General features: G+C 74.9%; 21 protein-coding genes. 5 read left to right on the top strand and 16 right to left on the bottom strand.

Going from position 1 to position 23005, the window contains the following annotated elements; genetic code table 11:
- Positions 1-24: 24 nt before the first annotated feature.
- The 11 genes from PT931_RS08650 to PT931_RS08600 are packed head-to-tail and all read right to left on the bottom strand — an operon-like array spanning position 25 to position 11510.
- Positions 25-540 carry a GNAT family N-acetyltransferase gene (locus PT931_RS08650; RefSeq protein WP_456245164.1) on the bottom strand — a complete coding sequence of 172 codons (516 nt, stop codon included), beginning with the start codon at positions 538-540 and terminating at the stop codon, positions 25-27.
- Positions 537-2114 carry an ABC transporter ATP-binding protein gene (locus tag PT931_RS08645; RefSeq protein ID WP_456245163.1) on the bottom strand — a complete coding sequence of 526 codons (1578 nt, stop codon included), beginning with the start codon at positions 2112-2114 and terminating at the stop codon, positions 537-539. The genes PT931_RS08650 and PT931_RS08645 overlap by 4 nt, the downstream gene beginning before the upstream one ends.
- Positions 2111-2893: an ABC transporter permease gene (locus PT931_RS08640; RefSeq protein WP_456245162.1), complete on the bottom strand. Its 783-nt coding sequence runs from the start codon at positions 2891-2893 to the stop codon at positions 2111-2113. The genes PT931_RS08645 and PT931_RS08640 overlap by 4 nt, the downstream gene beginning before the upstream one ends.
- 55 nt (positions 2894-2948) lie before the next feature.
- A complete protein-coding gene (locus tag PT931_RS08635) occupies positions 2949-3887 on the bottom strand; it encodes an ABC transporter permease (RefSeq protein WP_456245161.1) in 939 nt (312 codons plus the stop codon).
- A 4-nt stretch (positions 3888-3891) separates the two neighbouring features.
- On the bottom strand, positions 3892-5439 hold the full coding sequence (locus PT931_RS08630) for an ABC transporter substrate-binding protein (RefSeq protein WP_456245160.1): 1548 nt from the start codon (positions 5437-5439) through the stop codon (positions 3892-3894).
- A gap of 2 nt (positions 5440-5441) precedes the next feature.
- Positions 5442-6212: a class I SAM-dependent methyltransferase gene (locus PT931_RS08625; RefSeq protein ID WP_456245159.1), complete on the bottom strand. Its 771-nt coding sequence runs from the start codon at positions 6210-6212 to the stop codon at positions 5442-5444.
- Complete coding sequence (locus PT931_RS08620) at positions 6209-7390, bottom strand: MFS transporter (protein ID WP_456245158.1); 1182 nt, start codon at positions 7388-7390, stop codon at positions 6209-6211. Before PT931_RS08620 ends, PT931_RS08625 begins: the two co-directional genes overlap by 4 nt.
- The gene (locus tag PT931_RS08615; protein WP_456245157.1) at positions 7387-8412 is read right to left on the bottom strand and encodes an enolase C-terminal domain-like protein; all 1026 of its coding nucleotides are present in this window, start codon (positions 8410-8412) and stop codon (positions 7387-7389) included. Before PT931_RS08615 ends, PT931_RS08620 begins: the two co-directional genes overlap by 4 nt.
- Entirely contained in the window at positions 8409-9473 is a 1065-nt protein-coding gene (locus PT931_RS08610; RefSeq protein ID WP_456245156.1) for a PLP-dependent cysteine synthase family protein, read from the bottom strand. The genes PT931_RS08615 and PT931_RS08610 overlap by 4 nt, the downstream gene beginning before the upstream one ends.
- On the bottom strand, positions 9470-10267 hold the full coding sequence (locus PT931_RS08605) for a hypothetical protein (protein WP_456245155.1): 798 nt from the start codon (positions 10265-10267) through the stop codon (positions 9470-9472). The genes PT931_RS08610 and PT931_RS08605 overlap by 4 nt, the downstream gene beginning before the upstream one ends.
- Complete coding sequence (locus PT931_RS08600) at positions 10260-11510, bottom strand: ATP-grasp domain-containing protein (protein ID WP_456245154.1); 1251 nt, start codon at positions 11508-11510, stop codon at positions 10260-10262. The genes PT931_RS08605 and PT931_RS08600 overlap by 8 nt, the downstream gene beginning before the upstream one ends.
- A 279-nt stretch (positions 11511-11789) precedes the next feature.
- On the opposite strand from PT931_RS08600, the gene mtnA reads away from it, so the two are divergent.
- From mtnA to mtnC, 3 genes are read left to right on the top strand one after another with little or no spacing between them, the layout of a single operon-like run.
- Positions 11790-13520, top strand: coding sequence for an S-methyl-5-thioribose-1-phosphate isomerase (gene mtnA, locus PT931_RS08595; RefSeq protein ID WP_456245153.1), 1731 nt, complete (start codon positions 11790-11792; stop codon positions 13518-13520).
- Entirely contained in the window at positions 13517-14212 is a 696-nt protein-coding gene (locus PT931_RS08590) for a 1,2-dihydroxy-3-keto-5-methylthiopentene dioxygenase (protein WP_456245152.1), read from the top strand. Before mtnA ends, PT931_RS08590 begins: the two co-directional genes overlap by 4 nt.
- A complete protein-coding gene (gene mtnC, locus PT931_RS08585) occupies positions 14209-14889 on the top strand; it encodes an acireductone synthase (RefSeq protein WP_456245151.1) in 681 nt (226 codons plus the stop codon). Before PT931_RS08590 ends, mtnC begins: the two co-directional genes overlap by 4 nt.
- Positions 14890-14919: 30 nt before the next feature.
- Here mtnC and PT931_RS08580 read toward each other — a convergent pair whose 3' ends face one another.
- Positions 14920-15417, bottom strand: coding sequence for an OsmC family protein (locus PT931_RS08580; RefSeq protein WP_456245150.1), 498 nt, complete (start codon positions 15415-15417; stop codon positions 14920-14922).
- Positions 15418-15598: 181 nt separating this feature from the next.
- Positions 15599-16744: an alpha/beta fold hydrolase gene (locus PT931_RS08575; RefSeq protein ID WP_456245149.1), complete on the bottom strand. Its 1146-nt coding sequence runs from the start codon at positions 16742-16744 to the stop codon at positions 15599-15601.
- 186 nt (positions 16745-16930) lie between these two features.
- On the opposite strand from PT931_RS08575, the gene PT931_RS08570 reads away from it, so the two are divergent.
- Together PT931_RS08570 and PT931_RS08565 are read left to right on the top strand one after the other, a co-directional pair.
- Positions 16931-17440, top strand: coding sequence for a hypothetical protein (locus PT931_RS08570; RefSeq protein ID WP_456245148.1), 510 nt, complete (start codon positions 16931-16933; stop codon positions 17438-17440).
- Between the two features lie 3 nt (positions 17441-17443).
- On the top strand, positions 17444-18793 hold the full coding sequence (locus tag PT931_RS08565) for a HAMP domain-containing protein (protein ID WP_456245147.1): 1350 nt from the start codon (positions 17444-17446) through the stop codon (positions 18791-18793).
- Between the two features lie 30 nt (positions 18794-18823).
- Here PT931_RS08565 and PT931_RS08560 read toward each other — a convergent pair whose 3' ends face one another.
- The 3 genes from PT931_RS08560 to PT931_RS08550 form a co-directional block, all read right to left on the bottom strand.
- Complete coding sequence (locus PT931_RS08560) at positions 18824-20806, bottom strand: Hsp70 family protein (RefSeq protein WP_456245146.1); 1983 nt, start codon at positions 20804-20806, stop codon at positions 18824-18826.
- Positions 20807-20902: 96 nt separating this feature from the next.
- Positions 20903-22141, bottom strand: a complete 1239-nt coding sequence (locus PT931_RS08555) for an MFS transporter (RefSeq protein ID WP_456245145.1) — start codon at positions 22139-22141, stop codon at positions 20903-20905.
- A gap of 153 nt (positions 22142-22294) precedes the next feature.
- The gene (locus PT931_RS08550) at positions 22295-22969 is read right to left on the bottom strand and encodes a response regulator transcription factor (protein WP_456245144.1); all 675 of its coding nucleotides are present in this window, start codon (positions 22967-22969) and stop codon (positions 22295-22297) included.
- Positions 22970-23005: the final 36 nt, after the last annotated feature.

Raw genomic sequence — 23005 nt, 5'->3', positions numbered from 1 at the left:
GGCCCGCTCGTCGGGCACCGGCTCCTAGGGGAGCGGGATCTCGAAGTGCACCGTGGCGGACGCGTCGTGGTCGGCGTGCACCTCCTTGGCCTGGGACCGCCAGAACGCCTCCGCCCCGGGTACCCGGGTGTCGGTGTGCAGGTAGATGGCCGTGTACCCGCCGGCCCGGGCCACGAAGTCGCACGCCTCCCGGACGAGCCGGCGGGCCAGGCCGTGCCGGCGGTGCCCGGGGCGGACGTACACCCGGAAGAGCTGGGCGGTGGTCCCGGACGGGTACCTGTCGACCAGCCACCGCGGGTGCGGCGGGCACTGCGGACCGTCGGCGCGCACGGCCGTGGTGGCGACCACCTCCCCGTCGAGGACCGCGACGAACAGCGCGTGCCTCGACGGGACGAGGTACGCGGCGCGCAGGTCCACCACGTCGGCGTGCCAGCGGGGCACGTAGCCGTGGTCGAAGTCGCGGTAGAACGTGTCGAGCATGACCTGTCGGGCGCTGGCGAGGTCGTCTTCGCCGGCCTCCCGGATCTCGTACGCGGTCATGGCACCTCCTGTTCGGCGAGCGCGTCGAGTTGCGCCCGGGTGAGCGGATGTCGCGGGTCGGTCAGCAGGGTCGCGGTGCGGCCGTGTTCGACCAGGTGTCCGTCGGCGAGGACGGCGAGGTGGTCGGCGGCCCCGGCGACCAGCGGCAGGTCGTGGCTGATCAGGATCAGGGTGAGGTCCAGGCCGGTGAGCAGGTCCATCAGGCCGGCCTGGGTGAGCGGGTCCAGGGCCGAGGTGATCTCGTCGCAGACCAGCACGTCGGGTTCGGCGAGCAGCGCGCGGGCGATGGCGGCCCGTTGCAGTTCGCCGCCCGACAGGCCGGCGGGGCGGCGGCCCGTGGTGCCGGGGGCCACGCCGAGCCGGGTGAGCAGCGCGTCGGCCTCCGCCCGGGCCGCGTCCGGGGTCAGGCCGCGGAGCAGGACGGCGGTGCGGGCCACCTGCTCCAGGACGGGGCGGCGCGGGTCGAAGGAGGCGTGCGGGTCCTGGAACACGTACTGCACCCGGCGCCGTTGCGGCAGGTCCCGCTGGTCGAGCCGGCCGGGCAGCACCTCGCCGCGCACCCGGACCTCGCCGGTGGCCGGCGCGTGCAGCCCGGCCAGGCACCGGCCGAGGGTCGTCTTGCCGCTGCCGGACGCGCCGACGACACCCAGGCACGAGCCGGCGGGCAGGGACAGGTCCAGCGGGGCGAGCGCGGCGCGGCGGCCGTAGCGCGCGGTCAGGCCCGCAACCTCCAGGAGGGGTACGGGTGACCCCGGCTCCGGCCCCGCGCGCTCGACGCCGACCATGCCCGTCCGGGGCTCGACCGCCGCGCTCCCGATCGTGGGCTCGGCCTCGACCAGTTCCCGGGTGTACGGGTGCACCGGTGCCGCCAGCACGGACGCCGTGCCCTGTTCCACGACCCGGCCCCGGCGCAGGACCAGCACCTGGGATGCGAGCGCCCGGACCGCGCCCAGGTCGTGGGTGAGGAGCACGAGGGTGAGCCCGGCGGCGGCCAGCACGGCGAGTTCGTCGAGGACGGCGCGCCGGGTGACGGGGTCGAGCCCGGTGGTGGGCTCGTCGAGGACGACCACCCTGGGGCCGCCGACGAGCGCCCCGGCGAGGGCGAGGCGCTGCTGCTGCCCACCGGAGAACTGGTGCGGATACCGGCGCAGGGTCTCCCGGTCGGTGGGCAACTGCGCGGCGGACAACGCCCCGACCACGGCCTCCCGCGTCATCCCGCGCCCACCCCGACCCGCGGTCGACCCTCCGGGCTGGCGCCCGGCCCCGGCCAGTTCCCCGAGCACCCCGCCCACCCGCCGCGCCGGGTTCAACGCCGCCGCCGGATGCTGCGGCACGTACCCGACCAGCCCCCGGGGTCGGCGCGCGCCGAGCATGTCGTACCCGTCGACCAGGATCCTGCCCGTCAACGTGACCCCGGGCCGGGCCTCGCCGAGCAGCGCGAGCCCGGTGGTGGTCTTCCCGCTGCCGGACTCGCCGACGAGGGCGAGCACGCCGCCGGCCGGTACCTGGAGGGACACGTTCTCCACAATAGACGTGGATCCGACAATTGCGACGAGTTCGTGAAGTTCGATCATCGTCGTCTCCGGGTCAGGTCGTCCGCGAGCAGGTTCATGCCGACGGTCAGGGCCACGATCAGGATCGCGGGCGCGAGGACCGCCCACGGTTGCAGGAGCAGGCCGGCCCGGTTGCGGTCGACGAGCACCGCCCAGTCCGCCGAGCCGGGCGGCAGACCCACGCCGAGGAAGTTGGCGGCGCCGACGAGATACACGGCCGTGGTCAGCCGGGTGCCCGCGTCGGCCAGCAGCGGGCGGGCGACCTCGCGGGCGACGAAGACGGCGTACACCCGCCACCGGGGTTCGCCCTGCAACAGCATCGCCTCGGCGGCCGGCCGGCGGACCGCGTCGAGGGTGGCGGCCCGGATCAGGCGCGCGATCGCCGGGGTGTTGACCACGGCCACGACGACCACGACCATGCCGACGCCCCGGTCGGTGAGCGAGGCGACGAGCAGCAGGACGAGCAGCGCCGGCACCGCGAGCAGCACGTCGAGGGGCCGCATCAGCAGTTCGTCCAACCAGCGACGACGGGTACCGGCGGCGGCGAGCCCGACGAGCGCGCCCAGCGCGTAGGCGACCAGGCTGGCCGTCGCGGCCAGGAGCAGCACGGACGCGCCGCCGCGCAGCACGAGCCCGAGGACGTCCCGGCCGAGGGAGTCGGTGCCCAGCGGGTAGCCGGGGCCGGACCAGTAGGCGATGCCGCGCTGGGCGGTGGTGAGCGGGGCCAGCAGGGGACCGACGACGGCGACGAGGGTGGGCACGGCGACCAGCACCCCCGCGACCACGACCCGGCCCCTCACGGGGTCACCCGCCCGGGAGTCGCGCCGAACGGTCGGGCCCCGACTACGGCGCGGCTCACCGGGCGACCCCCGCCCGGGGCGTCAGCCGGTGCGCGGCCAGATCGGCGGCCAGGTTCACGCAGATCACGACCGCCCCGACGAGTACCGTCGCGGCCTGCACCACGGGAATGTCCCGCCCGGACACCGCGTCCACGATCGCGGCGGCCAGCCCCGGCACCGCGAACACGGCCTCCACGACCACGATCCCGCCGAACAGCCAGTCCACGGTCCGGGCGAGCTGCTGCACGGCGGGCACGAGCGCGTTGGGCAGCGCGTGCCGGAGCACGACCCGCCACGGGGCCAGGCCGTGCCGCCGGACGTGCGCGACGTACTCCGAGGCCAGCGCGTCGACCATGCCCGCCCGGACCAGCCGGACCAGCGACGCCGCCGACCGCGCGGCCAGCACGGTCACCGGCAGCACCAGCAGCACCGGCGTCTCCGTCAACGAACCGCCGACCGCCGTGGCGGGCAGCACCCCCAGCCACAGCGCGAACACGGCCACGAGCAGCACCGCGAGCGCGTACTCGGGCACCGCGTGCAGGGCCACCGTCACCGCGCTGATCGCCCGGTCCAGCCTGCCGCCCTCCTTCAGCGCGGCGAGCACGCCGAGGAGCAGGGACAGCGGCAGCAGCACCGCGAGGGTGACCCCGGCGAGGACGGCCGTGGGCGCGACGGCCTGGCCGAGCACCTCGGCGACCGGCCGGCCGGTGACCAGGGACGTGCCCAGGTCACCGGCCGCGAGGTCGCCCAGCCAGCCGACGTAGCGGTCCCACGGCGGGAGGTCGAGCCCGAGGGCGTGCCGGATCGCCGCGATCCGCGCAGGGTCGGGCACGTCCCCGGCGGCGACCACGGCCGCGTCCCCGGGCAGCGCCTCGGTGAGCACGAACACGCCGGTCGCGACGACGAACAGTTGGGCGAGGCCGACGCCGAGCCGGCCGAGGGTGTAGCGCAGCACAGGATCAGGCCAGCCATACCTTGTCGAACCGCGCCCAGTCCAGGGTGTTCGGCGGCGCGTCGGCCACCCCGTGCAGGCGGGCCGACGTGCCGACGATCCAGTCCGCGAAGCCCCAGATCAGCAGGCCGCACCGTTCGTGCAGCTGGACCTGCATGTCCCGGTACGCGGCGGTGCGCGCGACCGGGTCCACACTGGACTGCATCTTCCGGTACAGGCCGTCGAACTCGGGGGAGCTCCACTTGGTGACGTTCTGCGGGGAGGTGGTGAGCAGCCGGGACGCCAGGTGGCTGTCGATCGGCATCGCCCCCGACCGGTACGAGGAGAACGAACCGCCGCTCAGGGTGTCCTTGAAGAACGTGTCCTTGTTGCCCACGGCCACGTCCACGGTCACCCCGGCCGCCTTGGCCTGCTCGGCGAACAGGGTGGCCGCCTCCACGAGCCCGGCCCCGGCCTGCGCGGTCTGCAACGACACCTTCAGACCCTCGGCGCCGGCAGTCTTGAGCAGCGCCTTCGCCTTGTCCACGTCGCGGGTGCGCTGCGGCAGGTCCGCGTAGTACTGGTAGCCCTTGCCGAACAGGTCGTTGCCGACCGAGCCCATGCCGCCGAGCACGGTGCGGACCAGCTCCTCGCGGTCCACCAGCAGCCGGAACGCCGCGCGCACCTCCGGCTTGTCGAACGGCGCCCGGTCGAGCTTCATGGCGAGCGCGTGCATGGCCGAGCCGGGCGCCCGGTGCACGGTGACCCGCTTGTCGGCGGCGTAGGTGCGCGCGCTGGCGGCGCTGAGGTCGTGCGCGTACTCGACCTGGTCGCCGACCAGCGCGTTGATCCGGGCGGTCTCCTCGTTGGCGGGCACGAACTCGACGCGGTCGAGGTGCGGCGCGCCGTCCCAGTACCCGTCGAAGCGGTCCACGACCAGCGTGCCGCCCGCCGCGAAGGACACGAACCGGAACGGTCCCGATCCGACGGGCTTGGTGAAGTCGGTCAGGTCCTTCGGCGTGATCCACGCCCCGAACGCGGTCGTGGCCAGCGGGAACTCCGACACCGGCCGCTTGAGCACGAACTCGATCACCTGCGGGCTGACCGCGGTGCTGGCCTTCAGGTCGATCGCGTCGAGCTGCACGGCGGCCCGTCGGGTGGCCGGCGCGGCCAGGATCCGGGCGTAGCTGGCGAGCACGTCCTCGGCGGTCACCGGCCGGCCGTCGTGGAAGCTGGCCTTGCGCAGCGTGACCTTCCACTTCGTCGCGTCGCCGTTGGGCTCGAACTTCTCGGCGAGCCGGGGCACCGGCGCCATGTCCGGCCCCAGCTCGGCCAGCTTGTCGAACAGGGCCTTGCTGCGCGCCCCGTCCACGAACAGGGTCGCCGCGTGCGGGTCGAGGGTCTCCTTGGCCCCGGCGGTCTGGAACGCGGCGCGCACCCGGCCGCCCCGCACCGGCGAGCTCGCGGTCTTCGGGGTGGTGGCGGACGAGGTGGAGCAGCCGCCGAGCAGGACGCCACCGGTCAGGGCGGCGCCGCCGAGCAGCAGTCCCCGGCGGGTGGGGAGGGGTACGGACATGGTCAGGAGGCCTTTCGGTGGGCGCGGGCGACGACGTGCAGCCGGTCGCCGGACAGGGCGGTACTCAGGGGTGCGCCGTCGGTCCACGGCTCCTCGGCGCGCGGACCGGGGCCGTCGAAGCAGGCGAGGACCTCGAAGCCGGCGACGGTGAGGAGGTAGCGGAGTTCCTGGGGGAACAGCAGCCGCCACGCGGAGTGCTGGACGACGTCGGGTTCGCCCTCGGCCCGCCAGATCCGTTCGCGGCGCAGCAGCTGGGCGCCGTGGTCGATGCTGAGCCGGGTGGTGGCGTGCAGGTCGTTGACGGTGCGTTCGTGCACCCGGGTCAGCGTCTCGTCGTTGCCGAGGAAGAACGCGCCGTTGCGCATCTCGGCGACGAACAGGCCGCCGGGGGACAGGTGCGCGTGGCAGGCGGCGAACGCCCGGGCCAGGTCGTCGTTCGTGTGGCAGTACAGCAGCGAGCTGTCCATGCACGTGATCACGTCGAACGTCGCGCCCAGGTCGAAGGACTCGATCCGCCCCGGGACGAACTCCACGTCCGGGTACGTGGCCCGGGCGTGGTCGAGCATCTGCGGCGAGGTCTCCAACCCGACGGCGGTGTAGCCGAGCGTGGCCAGGTGCCCGGCGTCGCGCCCGGTGCCGCAGCCCAGGTCCAGCAGCCGGCGGCCGGGGCTGCCGAACCGGCGGACGACGCCGTCGACGAACCGCGCCGCCGTGTGCTCGGGGTCGGGGAACGCGACCTCGTAGAGGGCCGGATTGTCGGTCAACAGGTTCAACGGGTACTCCCTACAACGGATGGAACCAGCGCGCCCCGGAGATCGAGGCGGGCGACGGCGAGTGCGCACCCGAGGCCCAGAGCGGCCAACGGGGGCCACGCCCAGCCGGACTCCCACAGCGCGCCGGCCCCGGAGGAGGCCCCGGCGGCGGTGAGCCCGGAGACGAGGTAGAACACGCCGAAGTGGGTACCGGGCAGCTCCCGGTCCCCGAGTCCGGCCACGAGATCCATGACGAACGGGTTGGCCACGGCGAACCCGAGGGACAGCAGCAGGACGGAGACGACCACCGCCCCGATCCCGACCGGGCCGCGCTGCGCGACGAGCGGCGGCAGGAACGCGGTACCCATCAGCGCCAGCCCCACGGCGACGGACCTGCCGGGGCTCCACCGGTGCCGGCACCAGGCGGTGATCCGGACCTGGAAGCTCAGGCTCAGGACCGTGGCCAGCAGGAACACCCCGCCGACGGCCCGGGGTGTGCCGGTGGCCCGCTCGGCGGCCAGCGGGATCACCAGATACAGCTGGGTGTACAGCGCGAACACCCCGCTCGCGGCCACCGTGAACAGCAGGAACGTGCGGTGCCCGGCCACGGCGCGCCAGTCCCGCCACACCGACTCCGTCCGGCGCGCGACGGGCCGGGCGGGCAGCGCGAACACCTGCGCGATCGTGAGCAGCACGAAGATGCCCGCCGCCCCGCCGGCCACCACCGGGAAACCGACCCCGATCAGGGCGGCGCCGAGCAGCGGACCGGCCAGCGCGCCCGCGTTGGCGAACACCGCGAACCGGGCGAACGCCTCGGCCCGCCGCTCGCCGGCCTCCACGGCCACGTACGCCCGGACGGCCGGGTTGAACAGCGCGCCCGACAGGCCACTGAGGACGGAAGCGATCAGCAGCCCGGGCAGGTTGTCCATGACCGCGAACAGGCCGAAGCCCACGGTGCGCAGCCCGCAGCCCAGGATGATGACGGGGCGCGGCCCCCACCGGTCGGCGAGCGTGCCGCCGAGCAGGAACAGGCCCTGCTGGCTCAGGGTGCGCACGCCGAGCACCAGCCCCACGGCGGTGGCCGCGAGCCCGATCCCGTCGAGGTACCCGGCCAGGAACGGCACCAGCAGGTAGAAGCCGACGTTGACCCCGAACTGGTTGACCAGCAGCACCCGCAGCGGCCAGGACAGCGTCCTCATCGGCGCCGCACCCCCAGCCCGGGCCCGGTGGGCTGGACCAGGGTGCCGTCGGCCCCGCCGATCCCGGCCCACGGGTCCTCGGCGAGCAGCAGGTGCCCGTCGAGGTCCAGCCAGCGGGCGAGGGCCGCGAGGTGCACGGCCGGCGCGACCGACAGCGTGCTGGACGCCAGGCAGCCGAGCATCACGTGCGCGCCCTGCGCGCGGGCCGCCCGGGCCATCGCCACGGCCCCGTCGAGTCCGCCGCACTCCACGAGCTTGATGTTCACGCCGTGCGCGACCCCGGCCAGCAGGGGCACGTCGGCGGCGGTGCGGGCGTCCTCGTCGGCGATCACCGGGATCGGCGAGCGGGCCGCGACCCGGGCGAGTTCCGCCAGATTCCCGTGCTTGACGGGCTGTTCGACGGCGTCGACCCCGTGGCCGGCGAGCGCGTCGAGCATCCGGGCGGCGGTGTCGGCGTCCCAGCCGCCGTTGGGGTCGGCCAGCAGGACCGCGTCGGGCGCGGCGGCCCGCACGGCGGCGACCACCGCCAGGTCCTCAGGTCCGCCCAGTTTGAGCTTCAGGACCCCGAAACCCCGCCCGACCAGTGCGGAAGCCTGGGCCGCCGCCTCCGAGGGACTCTCGAGCCCGATGGTGTACGCCGTCCGGCCCCCCGCGACCGCCGGCACCCCCAGCACCGCGTGCACGGCCCGTCCGGCGGCCCTGCCGAGCAGGTCGTGCGTCGCGGCGTCCACGGCGGCGACCACCGGCAACGCGTCGGGGTACGCCGCGCGCAGCTCCGGCAGCAGCGCCCGCAGTTCCGCCTCGGACCGGCACGCGGTGACCGCCGGGCTCAGTCCTTCGAGGACCGTGCCGATCCCGGCCACGTCGAGCCGGTAGTAGTTGCTGGTCACGACCTCGCCGTACCCGGCGATCCCGTCGTGTTCGATCGCGACCTCGACGGCCCCGCGTTCCGTGGTCACACCCCGGGAGATCCGGAACGGGGTCCGCAGCCGCAGGGTCCGGGCGGTCCAGGTGACCTTCATGCCGACAATCCGCTCGGCAGGGACAGGGGGTCGCGGACGGCCTGACATCGGGTCCAGCGGTCGATCTCGGTGCCGTCGGCGGAGTCCAGTTCCACGGGGGCCGTGGCCGGCAGCGCGTCGAGGAGGCCGTGCCGGGCGCAGTAGTCGTCGTCGAAGATGGTCTGCCAGTACCGCAGCGGGCCGTCCGGGAACACGGCCACCACCTGCTGCCCGGGTCCGGCCGCCGCGACCCAGGCGGCCACCCGGGCCACCGCCCCCGTGCTCCAGCCCCCGGACACGAACGCGTGCCGGGCCAGCCGCCGGCAGGTGTCCACGGCCTCGGCGGGCGCGATCCAGTGCACCTCGTCGAACTCGGCGTAGGCCACGTTGCGCGGGTACACGCTGCTGCCCAGCCCGCGCATCAACCGGGGCCGGGCCGGCTGCCCGAAGATGGTCGAGCCGATCGTGTCCACCCCGACCAGGCGCAGCCCCGGCCACCGGCGGCGCAGGGCGCGGGCGATCCCGGCACTGTGCCCACCGGTGCCCACGCTGCACACCAGCACGTCCACGGGCGGGACCTGCGCGGCCAGTTCGTCGGCCAGGGTCGCGTACCCGGCGGGATTGTCGGGGTTGCGGTACTGGTCGGGCCAGAACGCCCCCGGCAGCTCCCGGCACAGCGCGACCAGCCGGTCCCGGCGCGCCTCCTGCCAGCCCCCGGTCGGGTGCGGCTCGGTGACGACCTCCAGTCGGGCCCCGTGCGCGCGGAGCATGGTCCGCATCACCGGTTCCAGCTCGTTGTCGACGACCAGCACCACCGGGTGGCCCAGCGCCGCCCCCGCCAGGGCCAGGCCGACCCCGAGGGTGCCGCTGGTGGACTCCACGACGGGAGCGCCCGGCAGCAGATCCCCGCGCCTGCGCGCCTCGCGGAGCATGCTCAACGCGGGCCGGGCCTTCATGCCGCCCGCCCCGAGGTACTCCAGCTTGGCGAAGAAACCCGGGTGCGGTCGGGGCAACGGCGTCGTCACCCGCAGCACGGGGGTGTTGCCGACCAGGTCGGCGAGACAGTCGGCGCGGTGGTTCACGAGCTTCCCTTCGAGGGGTAGTGGTGCAGGGTGGTCGGCCCGCCGTCGAGCCAGAAGAACGGGTACGGCTCGGCGGACAGCGCCGTCACGCCCCAGCCGAGGAACTCGCGCGCGACGGCACTGCCGGTCTGGGCGAACACGACGAGCGGGACGCCGGTGTCCCGCGCGTGGTCGAGCAGCCCCTCGAACGTGCCGTTGCCGAGCGTCATCCCGGACACCAGCAGCGCCCCGGCGGTGTCCAGCGGGGCGGCGGTGAGCACCGGCTCGTCCCACTCGGTCACGCCGCCCTTGAGGTCGCAGGGCAGGTAGGCCAGTCCCTTGTCCCGCAGCGCGTGCAGCAGCGAGTTGACGACGCCGATCACGGCGACCGGCCCGCCGAGGTCCGCCGGCAGCAGGTCCACGACCGCGCGGGCCCGGGCCGTGGACTTGGCCAGCGAGTCCCCGGCGGGCAGCGTGCGGGCCACCGCGTCCGGGTCGGTGCCGAAGGGCCTGCGGTCCATCAGGTACGCGTCGAGGGTGGCGACCCGCACCGCGCGCGACGGGTGCTCCAGGAGCGCGCGGACCGGACGGCCGAGGGCGGCGAACACCTCCTCCTCGCGCAGCTCGCCCGGTTCGACGGAGCACGCGCCGACGGCCGAGCCGACCCGGACGCAGACCACCTCGTTGCGGTAGCCGGTCTGGCGGCCGGGGTGGTGGGCGCCCTGGCGGGTGCTGAAGGCGACGGTGACGGGGGTGTCGAGGCCGTCGCCGGGGGCCGCGAGGGTCCGGTCGAGGAGCTCGTCGACGCTACGCATAGTCGATCCCGATACATCCGACCAGCGCGGCGGCCCGGGCGGCGGCCGCCTCCGGGGTGCCGGAGACGGTCATCACCCGCCCGGCGTACCCGTTGTTGTCGTCCGTGGCCACCAGGTCCTGGCCGGCGGCGACATCGATCTGCCACTCGACCACGTCCGCGTCGGCGGGCCGGTCCGCGCCGGTCACCGCGCGCACCCGGCCCGTCCGGGACGGCACCAGGAACGCGATCGCGGCCCCGCCCACCCCGGTGTCGCGCACCGTCAGATCGGGATCGAACCCGAGAACCACATCCAGGTACGCGCCCGGCAGGTCGACCCCCGTCACCCGGCGGACCAGTTCGGTGATGGAGTTGCCGGCGGGCCGCAGGTTGACCTCGACCACGTACGGCCCGCGCGCCGTCAGCTTCACCTCGGTGTGCGCCACGGCCCGGTCCACCCCGAGCGCCGCCAACGCGGCCAGCGCCGACCCGACGGCGGCCTCCCGGTCCGCGGCCGGCACCGGGGCGGGGAACGCGTGCCCGGCCTCCACGAACGAGGTCGCCCCGGTGATCGCCTTGTCCGTGACCCCCACCACGGTGGTGGCCCCGGCAACGGTCACGGACTCCACGCTCACCTCCGGGCCGACCAGGAACTCCTCGACGAGCACGGTGGCGTCGCGCGCCTGGCCCCGCGCGTTGACCGGGAACCCGGCCAGCGCCTCGTACGCGGCCCGCAGCCCGGCCTCGTCGTCGGCCCGGCGCACGTACATGCCCGCGCACAGGTCGACGGGTTTGAGTACCACCGGGTAGCCGACATCCGCCGCCGCCCGGGCGGTGTCCTCCCAGGTCACGGCCGTCGCGTACCCGGGGGTGGGCAGGCCGGCGTCCGCCATCACGCGCCGTGCGACGTGCTTGCGGTGCGCGCGGTGCACGGCGGCGGGGTCGCACCCGGGGAGCCCGAGGTGCCGGGCGAGGGTGGCGGCGGTCTCCAGGTAGTAGTCGCAGGAGCTCAGTACCCCGTCGAAGGGGGTGTCGCGGTGTGCCCTCTCGGCGGCGGCCCGGACGGTGGCCGGATCGTTGGTCTCGGCCGTGAGCACGGACTTCGCGCCGAGCAGCGGATGCTCGCCGGGACCCCGCCAGGATCGCAGGTAGTGGTCGAGATTCCGGGTCAGGAACGTGAACTCGTGGCCGGCTTCGGCGATCGAGCGGGGCAGGAGCCGGCTCATCGCCCCGACCCAGCTCTCCACGACCAACAGGTGGGCCATCATCGCTCCGTTTCGGCAGGTGGTGCGGGGTTGCCCCAGACACTAGACTGAAATGATAATCATTTGCAACTGGCGGTCAGTGTCGACCCGGGGTCGACCGTATGATCCATTCAGGAGAGAGGAGTGAGGCGAGGCTAAGTCCCGTGCGGCGCCGAAACAAGGAGTTGCCGCCGTTACAGATTTGTTATTTGCGGACATACAACTGCGGTATGGCGTTCACTCACGTCTGATCTTGGGGCGTCCGCCTATTGTCGACTCATTCTCCGAGGGGATAATTTCGTGGAACAATCGCTCGACTGGGACGCCGGCGGCATCATCGCCGTGGACCAGACCGCCCTTCCCGACGCCCTCCGGATCCTCCGGCTGACGACCGTCGACGCGGTGATCGACGCCATCGGACGGCTCGCGATCCGGGGCGCCCCCGCGATCGGACTGGCCGGCGCGCTCGGCGTCGCCCTCGCCGCGCACCGCACCACGGACCTCGCGGCGGTGCGGGCCGACGCCGCCCGACTGGCCGCCGCCCGGCCCACCGCCCGCAACCTCGCCTGGGGCGTCGAACGTGCCCTGACCAGGCTCTCCGACGGTCCGGAGGCTGTGCTCGCCGAGGCGCTGACCATGGTCGACGAGGACGAGGCGACCAACCGGGCCGCCGCCGCGCGAGCCGCCGACATCGTCCGGGCGGTCTGTCCGCGCCGTCCGTTGCGGCTGCTCACACACTGCAACACCGGCCGGTTCGCCACCGCCGGCTGGGGCACGGCCCTCGGCGCGATCCGCGAACTGGCCGCCGCCGGCGAGGTGGAGTCCGTGCTGGCCACCGAGACCCGGCCCCTGTTGCAGGGCGCGCGACTGACCACCTGGGAACTGCGGGAAGCGAATATTCCTCATTACCTCTGCGTCGATTCCGCGGCGGCGTCCGCGATGGCCCGGGGAATGATCGACGCGGTACTCGTCGGGGCCGACCGGATCGCGCGCAACGGCGACACCGCCAACAAGATTGGCACCTATTCGCTCGCGCTCGCCGCCGCCCGGCACGGCATTCCGTTCCTTGTCGTCGCGCCGGAGTCGACGGTGGACGAGACCCTCGCGGACGGGTCGGCCATGGTGATCGAGGAGCGGGCCGCCGAGGAGGTGACCGGGCACGCCGGCCGGCGCACGGCCCCCGAGGGGACGGCCGTCTACAACCCGGCGTTCGACGTCACGCCGGCCGACCTGATCACCGCCGTGGTCACCGAGAGCCGCCTCGTGATCGGCCCGGACCGGCAGCGGGGCACCGGGGAGCCGGGTACCGGGACCGGCCCGGCTACCGGGGTCACCTCGGCGGCGGGGTCCACGCCGTCGGTCAGCCCGGTTCCGGCCCGGGGTCCGGCTCCGGTGGGCGGGTCCGATCAGGATGTGGCCGAGGAGCTCGTCCGGCTGGCGTGGGTGCTGCACCGCCGCGGCTGGATGGACGGCACCGCCGGCAACCTGTCCGCCCGCGCCGCCCACCCCGACCACGTCCTGATCACCGCCAGCGGCCGTTCCAAGGACACCCTGACCACCCGCGACCTCGTCACCGTGCACGCCGGTACCGGCCGCCCGACCAGGGAGAACGGCCCCCGTCCCTCGGCGGAGACCGCGATCCACGCCGCCGTGTACCGCACCGTGCCCGGCTGCGGCGCGGTCGTGCACGCGCACCCGCCCCACGCGACGGCGCTCGCCGCCCGGGCCGCCGCCTCCGGGCACACCGAACTGCACTTCGCCGACTTCGAGATCATCAAGGGCCTCGGCGTGCCCGACCCGTCCACCGTCACGATCCCGGTGTTCCCCAACTGGCCCGACGTGTCCCGGATCGGCGCGGACGTCGCCGCCCACCTCGCCGCCGCCGGCCCGGACACCGCCCCCGTCCTGCTGATCGGCCACCACGGCGCGACGGCCTGGGGCCCCACCCCCGACGCCGCCCGCAACCGCCTCGAATCTCTCGAGGCCCTCTGCCGGCTGACCCTGCTCACCGCACCTGGAGCCCAGACATGACCCTGCTGACCGTCCTCTCCGCCCCCTCCGGCCAGGACCCCGCAACCTCGCCCGGAGGCGCGCCCCACACCGGTGCGCGGGTCCTGCTCCGGACCGACGACCCGCACCGGATCAGCGCCGAACTCGCCGCCCTCGGCATCGGCTTCGAACGCTGGGCGGCGACGGCCACCCTCGCCCCCGACGCGGGCCAACCCGAGATCCTCGCCGCGTACGCCGCCGACGTCGCCCGCCTGACCGCCGACGGCGGGTACCGCCTGGTCGACGTCGTCCGGATGCGTCCCGACGAGTCCGACCCGACCTGGCCGGAGCGCGCCGCGGAGGCCCGCAACCGGTTCCTCGCCGAGCACACCCACGACGAGGACGAGGTCCGGTTCTTCGTGGAGGGCCAGGGCTGCTTCTACCTGCACGTCGGCGACCGGGTGTACGCCGTGGTCTGCCGCGCCGGCGACCTGCTGTCCGTACCCGCCGGCACGACGCACTGGTTCGACATGGGCGCGCGCCCCGAGTTCTGCGCGATCCGGTTCTTCCAGAAGGAGGACGGCTGGGTCGGCCACTTCACCGGGGACCCGATCGCGAGCCGGCTCCCGTACCTGGACGGCCTGCTGGGCGAGACCGGGCGGGAGACGGCGGCGGGTCCGGCGACACCCGCCGGTCCGGGACCGGTGGCCGCCACCCGGGGCGGGTCCGCGTGATCACCGCGGTCGTGCTCGACATCGAGGGCACGACGAGTTCGGTGCGCCACGTGCACGACCACCTGTTCCCGTACTCCCGCGCCCACCTGCCCGACCTGCTGCACGAGCCGTCGCCGCAGGTCCGGGCGCTGTTCGACGAGGCGCGGGCGCTCGCCGACCGGCCGGGGGCCACCGACGCGGAGGTGCTCGACATCCTCCGGGACTGGATCGACCGCGACGTCAAGGCGCCGCCGCTGAAGGGGTTGCAGGGCATCCTGTGGTCACACGGGTACGCGGCGGGGGAGCTGACCGGCCATGTCTACCCGGACGTGCCCCCCGCGCTGCGGTCCTGGGTCGACGCCGGGCTCGGGGTGCACATCTACTCCTCGGGCTCCACGCTCGCCCAGGCCGACTGGTTCCGGCACAGCGACCAGGGCGACCTGCTGCCCCTGCTCGGCGCGCTGTTCGACACCCGCAACACGGGGCCGAAGGGCGACGTGGCCTCGTACCGGGCGATCAGCGCCGCGCTGGGTACCGGTCCGGCCGCGTTGCTCTTCGCCTCCGACAGCCGCGCCGAGCTGGACGCGGCGCGGGCCGCCGGCTGGCACACGGTCGGCGTGCACCGCCCGGGCGACCCGGCCCCCGACCCGGGCCCGCACCGCTGGGTCCCCGACTTCACCACCCTGCTGACCCCCTGAAACCTCATCCGGGTACGACGTCCCGCAGCGTCACGGCGTCTCCACGGTGAACTCCGTCCGGACCGGGGCCGGCCGTAGCAGCGCCAGGTAGACCGGGCACCGCTCCTGCCACAGGTCGAACAGCCGCCGCAGCCGGTCCGCCGGCTCGGACGACACGACGTGCACCTCGATGGCGAGGTCGGCCAGGTCCGGGGCGGCGTCGGCCATGCCCAGCAGCCCACGGGCGTCGGAGGCGCACCGGGCGACGGCGGTCACCCGGTCGAGCTTCAGGCCGAGCTGCGGCGCGAGCGTGTCGTGCAGGAACGCCACGGCGCAGCCGGCGAGCGCGCCGAGCAGGTAGGCCGTGGGGCTGGGGGCCGCGTTGCCGCCGCCGAGCGCGGGCGGCAGGTCCGCGTCCCAGGTGAAGGCCCCGGCGGAGAGCCGGGCCCGCCCGTCGACCAGGGCGGCCGTGACGGCAGGGGCGGACCGGGCCGAGTCGGGCTCGGCCCCGAACCGCAGGATGGTGGTTTCGATCGCGCTGGCTGACATGCGACACCCGCTTCGTCGTCGGCCCCCGGGCCGGGGACCACCTGCTCCTCACGGTAGGAGCCGGGCCGCCGCCCGGGATCCGTGCCGGCACCCAACCCGCCCGACCCGTCCCACGCCCGCATGGCGGCTGACACGCAGCCCGACCGAACACGGGTGCGTGCCCGAGGCCTTGCGGTGCCGGCTACGCGAGGCCGCGGCGGACCAGGTCGGCGACGGCGGCGGTCCGGGCCGCCCGGCCGCTGACCCCGAGTTTGAGGTACGCGTTGGACAGGTGCCGCTCGACGGTCCGCACGCTCAGCCGGAGCTCCCCGGCCACGCCCGCGTTGTCCAGCCCGGTCGCGGCCAGCCGGAGGATCTCGACCTCCCGCGCCGTCAACGCGTCCGCCCCGAACCCGGGAGCCGCCCCGGATCCTGCCCGGGAACGTGCCCCGGCGGCCGGCGGTGCCGCGCGCCGGTCGGGCTCGACGAACTGCGCCACCTCGGCCCGGAACTCCGGCCACGCGGGCTCGTCGGCCAGCAGGATGTGGTTGTCGCTGTCGAGCGGTACCAGGCGGGCGGCCGGGATCGACGACGCCATCAGTCGGGCCTCGTCGTACGGGACCATCAGGTCGCCGCGCGCGTGCAGGACCAGGGTCGGCACGTCGACCAGGGGCAGCAGGCCGGTGACGTCGACGTTCTGGCGTTCGGCGCGCAGCCGGGCCGCGTTCTCCGCGGACGTGGACTTCCGTTGCAGGGCGTCGACCCAGCGCATCTGCTCCTCGGTGGCGCCCGGGATGAGCAGGTTGGTGAACACCCGGCGGAACACGGAGTCCGGCCGGGCCCAGCCGACCCGGATCATGCTGACGAACGTCTCGATGAGTTCCTTGTCCTCGGGCGTGCGCACCGTGGCCGCCGCCGTGCCGTACAGCAGCAGCCGGGTCACCCGCTCCGGGTGGTCGACCGCGTACGTGATCGCGGCCGGGCCGCCCTGCGACATGCCGACCAGCGCGAACCGGTCCAGCCCGGCCGCGTCGACCACCGCGCGCAGGTCACCGACCCGGGCCCCCAGCGAATAGTCCGAGATGTCCCAGTCGGACAGGCCGTAGCCGCGTTCGTCGTACCGGATGACGGTGCACAGCGCGCCCAGATCGGCGAGGAAGTGCCGCCAGACGGGGCTCTGCCAGTCGTGTTCGAGATGGCTCAGCCAGCAGGCGGCGAGCACGAGCGGCGGGCCCTGACCGTGCACGGCGTACGCCAGCCGGGTGCCGTCCGGGGCCCGGCAGAACCGGACCTGCTGCCCACCCGAACCGCCGGGGGAGGCCGCGGCGCTGTGACCAGGGCTCGGCATAGCCGCATCGTAGCCGCTCCCGGGCCCGCCCGGCCCCGGTCAGGCCCGGTCGGAAACCCGCCGGGCCCCTCAGCCGCGCGGGTGCCGACCGGCCGACCGGATCCGCCGACCGACGGTCCGGCCGGCCGCGCCCCGGTACCCGATGATCAGCTTGTGACCTGGGCTCCGATGGGGCACGATCTTGCCGTGCGACGGACTTCCCGGTACGCGTTGGCCTGGCTCGTCACGACAGCCCTCGCTGTCACCCTGTCCTGGGTCGGCATCCAGGGCGCCCTCGACCGGACCGTGGGCACCTACGACGCCGCCGACGTCACCCTGCCCGTCGCCACCCAGCAGGTCGTCCGGCTGACCGTGCCGACCCCCACCCCGTCCGCCTCGCCCTCACCGTCGCGCACCCCGAGCCCGACCCCCCGCAAGGCCACCCCCACGCCGCCCGCGCCCTCGACGCAGCCCGTGCCGCACAAGACCGGTCAGGTGTACCGGATCGACTCCGACGGCGGCTCCGTCCGGATCTCCTACACCTCCGGCGACGTGTGGATGGTCGACGACGAGCCCGGCCGGGGCTACACCACCACGGTCGAGCGGCGCAGCCCCGCGTGGGTGATCGTCCGGTTCACCGCCGCGCAGAACCGCTCGACGATCTCCGCGTACTGGTGGAACGGCCCGTACGCGGAGGTCACCGATGAGCGGCACTAGACCATGAGACGCAGCTACGTACTCGTGGCGCTCGCGGTCACCTCGCTCGTGGCCCTGGCCTTCGCCCTCCCGCTGGCGTTCCTGGTCCGGATCGCCGCCCACGACCGCGCCGTGCAGGGCGCCGAACGCCGGGCCGCGTCCATCGCGCCGGTCCTCGCCGTCACCGCCGAGCCGCCGGTCGTGACGTCCGCGCTGCACCGGTCCCGGGTCCGGGGCGTCGCCGTGGTCCTGCCCGACGGGACGGCCATCAACCCGGTGCACGCGCCCGCCGAGGCCGTCGACCGGGCCCGGGAGTCCAAGCGCGGCGCGCAGCTCGACGTGGCCGGCGGCGTGGTCCTGCTCCGCCCGGTCGCGCACCCCGACGGCCGGGTCGCGGTCGTCGAGGCGTACGTCCCCGCCGCCGAGCTCGACTCCGGGGTCCGCACCGCCTGGCTCATCCTCGCCGCGATCGCGCTCGCCCTGGTCGGCAGCTCGGTGCTGCTCGCCGACCGGCTGGCCGGGGACGCCGTCCGGGCGACCAGGGATCTGACCGCCGCCGCCCGGCGGATGTCGGACGGGGACCTGACGGCGCGCGCCGACCCGACCGGGCCGGCGGAGATCGGCGCGCTCGCGGGCGCGTTCAACACCCTCGCGGAGGCGTTCGAGGCGCGGCTCGTGGCCGAGCGCGAGTTCGCCGCCGACCTGTCGCACCGGTTGCGGACCCCGCTGACGGCCGTGCGGCTCAACACCGAGACCCTGCCGGCGGGCGAGGACAAGTCCCGGCTACAGGCGGCCACGGCGGACCTGGAACGCGAGGTCAGCGCGGTGATCCAGCAGGCCCGGCGGCCGTACCCGACCGCGCACCTGCGCTGCGACCTCGCGGCGGTGCTGACCGCCCGGGTCGCCTTCTGGACCCCGCTCGCCGAGGACCAGGGCCGCCCCTGGGACATCGCGCCCGTCGACGGGCCGCTGACCGTGGCGATCGGGGCCGACGACCTCGCCGACGCGCTGGACACCGTGATCGGCAACGTCTTCCAGCACACCCCGGAGGGCACGGCCTGCAAGATCTCCGTGGCCTCGGACGGACCCCGCATCCTGGTACTCGTCGCCGACGCCGGCCCCGGCATCCCCGACGCGGAGGCGGCCGTCGAACGCGGCACCAGCGGGGGCTCCTCGACCGGGCTGGGCCTGGACATCGCGCGCCGGGTCGCCCGGTCCACGGGCGGGGAGCTCACGATCGGCGTCGGTCCGCTCGGCGGCGCGCAGGTGGGGCTGTCGCTCGGCCTGGTCCCGCTGCCGCGCCGGTCCCGGCCGGGCGACGTGGGCTACCGCAGTGCCTGGGACCGCCTGCTCCGCCGGGGCCGGCACCGCTAGGGACCGGCCCCTCGCGCGGGCCCGCCGGCCCTACTTCTTCGGGAGCAGGGTGAGCGCCTGCCGGGCGAGCTGACTGGCCGGTCCGTCGAACTCGGCGCGCGGCCGCGGTTCGGCCGTACCCGCGTTGGTGAGGGTGATCCGCAGGCACAGGTTCCCGTGCACCGCCGCGAGGGTGTACTGGGAACTGCGACCCGGTTCGGGCCGGTACACGTAGGCCGCCTCGACGCCGACGTCCGGCACGGGGCCGGCGTCCGTGGCGTCCCCGCCGGACGTGGCGGTCACGTAGGTGCTCCGCGCGCTCTCCTGGTTGGGGAACACCGTCGCGTTGATCCCGACGACCAGGACCGAGGTCGTCCCAGGGACCATCAGGGTGGCCGTGCAGGTGGTCATCGCGGCGCTGCCCATGTCCCTGGGGTCGCTCGGGATCGGCCCACTGACCATCAGGCTGGCGAGCGCGCGGACCGGGGCGAAGTCCATCCCCGTGCACAGGTTGACCCTGTGGTCGTAGGTCGGGCCGGCGGGGCTCTTGCCGACCCTGCCGGGCTGGGGACTCGCGGAGGTGGTCGGCCCGATCCCGACCAGGGACCTCGCCCGGTCGGGGAACGCCCAGTAGACGCCGCCGACGACGAGCGACACCACGAGGAGGGTACCGGCGACCGCGCGGGCCTTGCCTCGCCTCCTGGGGGCGACCGACGGGCCGCGCGTCTTCACCGGGGCGGACTCCGGGGCCGTCTCCGGGGAGAAGGCCGACTCCGACACCTCCTGAGCCGTCTTCGAGGGCGCGCGGCCCGGCGCGGGCGGCGAGGCCGGGGCCACCACACGCGGAGACCCGGCCCGAGCAGGAACGCCGGGATCCGCGACGGGGGACCGCACCACCGCGTGGGCCGGCCCGGCGCTCCCGTCCACCCGCGTCCCGTCGCTCCAGACCGGGGACGGCGCCGCCTGCTCCTGCCACCCGGCCCCCACCGCGTGCAGCGCCCCCTCGGCCACGACGAGTTCCGGCTGCTCCAGGGCCGTCGGCGCGACCCCGGTCACCTGGTGCAGCACGGTCGCGACGAGCGGCGTCCGGGTCGAGCCGCCGACGAGGAACAGGCCCGCGAGCCGGTCGCCGCCGCCGTGCGCCCGGACCACCGTCGCGGCCAGCTCCGCCGACCGGGTCAGCGCGCCCCGGGCCGCGGCCTCGAACTCCTCCCGCCCGACCTGGAGGTCACGGCCGACGGACGGCAGCAGGACCGACGCGTTGGCCTGCCGCGACAGTGTCTCCTTCGCGGCACGCGCGTCGTCCCACAGCGCCCGGAACGCCCGCCTGTCCGCCATCGTGGCGGGCCGGGTGAGACCCGACCAGGCGACCGGGTCGACGTGGCCGGCCAGCAGGTCCACCACGACGGCGTCGAGGTCGAGCCCGCCGAAGTCCGGCATGCCCTCCACGGCGGCGACCTCGTACCCGTCCGGGGTGCGGCGGACCGCGCTGACGTCCAGGGTGCCGCCGCCGAGGTCGTACACGACGACGACCTGGCCGGGGCCGACCCGGTGGCCGAGAACGGTCGCGAAGTACGCGGCGGCGGCGACCGGCTCCGGCACGAGCCGGGGGCGCGGCAGGCCGGCCGCCTCCGCGGCGGTGACCAGGACGGTGCGCCGGAACGCCGCCCACCCGGCCGGGTAGGTGAGCACCACGTCGCCGGGGAGTTCGCCGGCCACCCGGGTGGCCTCCTCGGCGACGGCGCGCAGGGTCGCCGCGATCAGGTCGGTGACCGGGACGGAACGGTCGCCCAGCAGTACCGAGCCGTCGGTGACCCGGCGCTTCGGGTTGGGCTCGTACCGGGCCGGGTCGGCGCGGGCCGCGCGCTCCGCGTCGCGCCCGGTGACCAGCCGGCCGTCGGGGGCCGCGAACACCGCCGACAGCAGCAGCGGCGACGAGTCGAACAGCAGCGTCCGGGTCCGGCCGTCGGGCCAGCGCAGCACCGCGACGGTGTGGGAGGTGCCGTAGTCGACGCTCAGCCGGAATCCGTTCACGCCCGGGAGTGTACTGTCCCGTAAAAGCCACAGACGGCCATGAATGTCCCGGCTGGGGGAGGCCGGGTGGGCGCCGCCACCGGCCACCCCCGACGGTCAGCCGCCGACGGGCGCCGGCGCGGCCGGGACGTGCCCGTTGCGGGGCGTGCGGACGACCCACGCCAGCACCGGCCCGGTGGCCAGGGCGGTCGCGACGAACACCCCGGCGAGTACCCACCAGCCCCAGCCACCCGTCTGGATCGCCAGGAACGTCAGCGCCACGGGCCCGACCATCCGCCCCACGCTGCCGACGGTCTTCTGCGCGCCCCCGTACGCGCCGCGCTGGTCGGCCGGCGGGATCTCCGTGGTGAACAGCCACTGCGCCGCCGAGCCCCACAGCTCGGTGGCGGTGATCAGCGCGACCGCGAGGGCCAGGACGGCGACGGTGACCCAGCCGTGGGTGCGCCCGCTGAGCGCGAGGACGGGGCAGGCGACCGCCGTGGCCAGGGCGGCCCACCGCAGGAGGCGGGTGGAGCCGGCGACCGTGTCGGCGCTGCGGGTCGCACGGACCTGGAGCAGTACCGCCAGGACGGTGTTGAACGCGAACAGGGCGCCCAGGGCGGGTTTGGGCACGTCGGTGTGCGTGATCGCCCACAGTGGCATGATCTCGTTGAAGATCAGGCCGCTCCACCAGATCACGGCGAGGACGGTGGACAGGGCGAGGTACGGCCGGTCGCGCAGGACGCCGAGCGGGTGGGCGCGGGCCCGGGAGGTGCGGGCCACGACCACGTCCGGCATCCGGGATACGACGAGGGCGTTGGCGAGGAGGCCGACCGCGTTGACCAGGACCATCGCCACCAGGGCGCCGTCGGTGTCGAACGCGAGGGCGACGGCGCCGACGCCGGCCCCGATCGTGAAGCCGATGTTGAGGTACGCGCGCATGAACGCCATGGACCGCACCCGGCTCTCGGCGGGCAGCGCGGCGGCGACGTACACGTGCCGGCCGGCGCCCGCGAGCGACTCGGCCACGGAGGTGGCGACGAGGACCGCGAGGAACGCCCAGAAGCCCCGGGCGAGCGGGTAGCAGGCGAAGCACAGTGCCTCGACCACGGCCCCGATCACCCAGGCCCGCTTCCCGCCGAGCCGGTCGGCCAGGTGCCCGAGGGGCAGGGAGCCGACCAGGCCGACGAGTCCGACCAGCGAGAACCCGATGCCGATCTGCACCGGTGACAGTCCCACCATGTGGGTGAAGAACACGACGCTGCCGGTGAGGAAGGTGCCGCTGCCCACGGCGATCAGGGCGGACTGGAACGCGAGGGTGCGTGCCAGTCCGCTGGGTGGCAGGAGCCGTGTCAACCGTGCGTTCATCCCCGTCATGGCCCGAATCCAACCAGCGGGCCCCCACCGCCCGCGACCCCGTCACCCCGAGGGGCAGGTCCGCAAAACACAACACTTCATCGGGTACCGGTCAGTCCAGTGACCAGTTCCACTCGCCTTGTCCCGGTCGGGTCAGGGGGCCGCGAGCCGGAAGCCGACGCCGCGCACCGTGTGCAGGTACCGGGGCTGCGACGCCGTCTCGCCCAGCTTGCGGCGCAGCCAGGACACGTGCACGTCCACGGTCTCCCCGCCGCCGGCGAACGGCTGCCGCCACACGTCGTTGAGGAGCTCCTGCCGGCTGATCACCCGCCCCTGCCGCTCGGCCAGGTACGCCAGCAGGTCGAACTCCATCCGGGTCAGTTTCAGCGGTACCCCGTCGAGGGTGGCCTGCCGGGTGGCCCGCGACACCCGCAGCCCGCCGACCGTGAGCACGTCCTCGGTGGTGGCCCCTGAACGGCGGAGCACCGCCTCTATCCGGGCCCCGAGCTGCTCGGCGGAGAAGGGCTTGATCAGGTAGTCGTCGGCCCCGGCGCGCAGCAGGCGGACGACCTCCACGTCGGTGTCGCGGGCGGTGGCGACGACGACCGGCACCCGGGAGACGCCCCGGATCATGCCGAGTACGGCCTCGCCGTCGATGTCGGGCAGGCCCAGGTCGAGGACGACCAGGTCGGCGGGCCACGACACGACCTGGGGCAGCGCCTCGGTCCCGCCGCCGTACGCGCGGACGGTGTGGCCGGCCGCGGTCAGGGCCTTGGCGAGAGCGAGGCGGATCTGGGGCGCGTCCTCGACGATCAACACTCGGGCCATGGCGCGAACATACCGTGCCACGGCCCGAGCGCGATG

This window comes from Longispora urticae (assembly GCF_053902585.1).
The sequence above is the reverse complement of the archived record's forward strand: the minus strand, read 5'-3'. Positions and strand labels throughout refer to the sequence as shown.

Bases quoted from the DNA above. Each gene is read 5' to 3' on its own strand.
- PT931_RS08650 (WP_456245164.1), bottom strand. From the start codon at position 540: ATGACCGCGTACGAGATCCGGGAGGCCGGCGAAGACGACCTCGCCAGC.
- PT931_RS08645 (WP_456245163.1), bottom strand. From the start codon at position 2,114: ATGATCGAACTTCACGAACTCGTCGCAATTGTCGGATCCACGTCTATT.
- PT931_RS08630 (WP_456245160.1), bottom strand. From the start codon at position 5,439: ATGTCCGTACCCCTCCCCACCCGCCGGGGACTGCTGCTCGGCGGCGCC.
- PT931_RS08620 (WP_456245158.1), bottom strand. From the start codon at position 7,390: ATGAGGACGCTGTCCTGGCCGCTGCGGGTGCTGCTGGTCAACCAGTTC.
- PT931_RS08615 (WP_456245157.1), bottom strand. From the start codon at position 8,412: ATGAAGGTCACCTGGACCGCCCGGACCCTGCGGCTGCGGACCCCGTTC.
- PT931_RS08605 (WP_456245155.1), bottom strand. From the start codon at position 10,267: ATGCGTAGCGTCGACGAGCTCCTCGACCGGACCCTCGCGGCCCCCGGC.
- PT931_RS08600 (WP_456245154.1), bottom strand. From the start codon at position 11,510: ATGGCCCACCTGTTGGTCGTGGAGAGCTGGGTCGGGGCGATGAGCCGG.
- PT931_RS08590 (WP_456245152.1), top strand. From the start codon at position 13,517: ATGACCCTGCTGACCGTCCTCTCCGCCCCCTCCGGCCAGGACCCCGCA.
- PT931_RS08580 (WP_456245150.1), bottom strand. From the start codon at position 15,417: ATGTCAGCCAGCGCGATCGAAACCACCATCCTGCGGTTCGGGGCCGAG.
- PT931_RS08575 (WP_456245149.1), bottom strand. From the start codon at position 16,744: ATGCCGAGCCCTGGTCACAGCGCCGCGGCCTCCCCCGGCGGTTCGGGT.
- PT931_RS08565 (WP_456245147.1), top strand. From the start codon at position 17,444: ATGAGACGCAGCTACGTACTCGTGGCGCTCGCGGTCACCTCGCTCGTG.
- PT931_RS08550 (WP_456245144.1), bottom strand. From the start codon at position 22,969: ATGGCCCGAGTGTTGATCGTCGAGGACGCGCCCCAGATCCGCCTCGCT.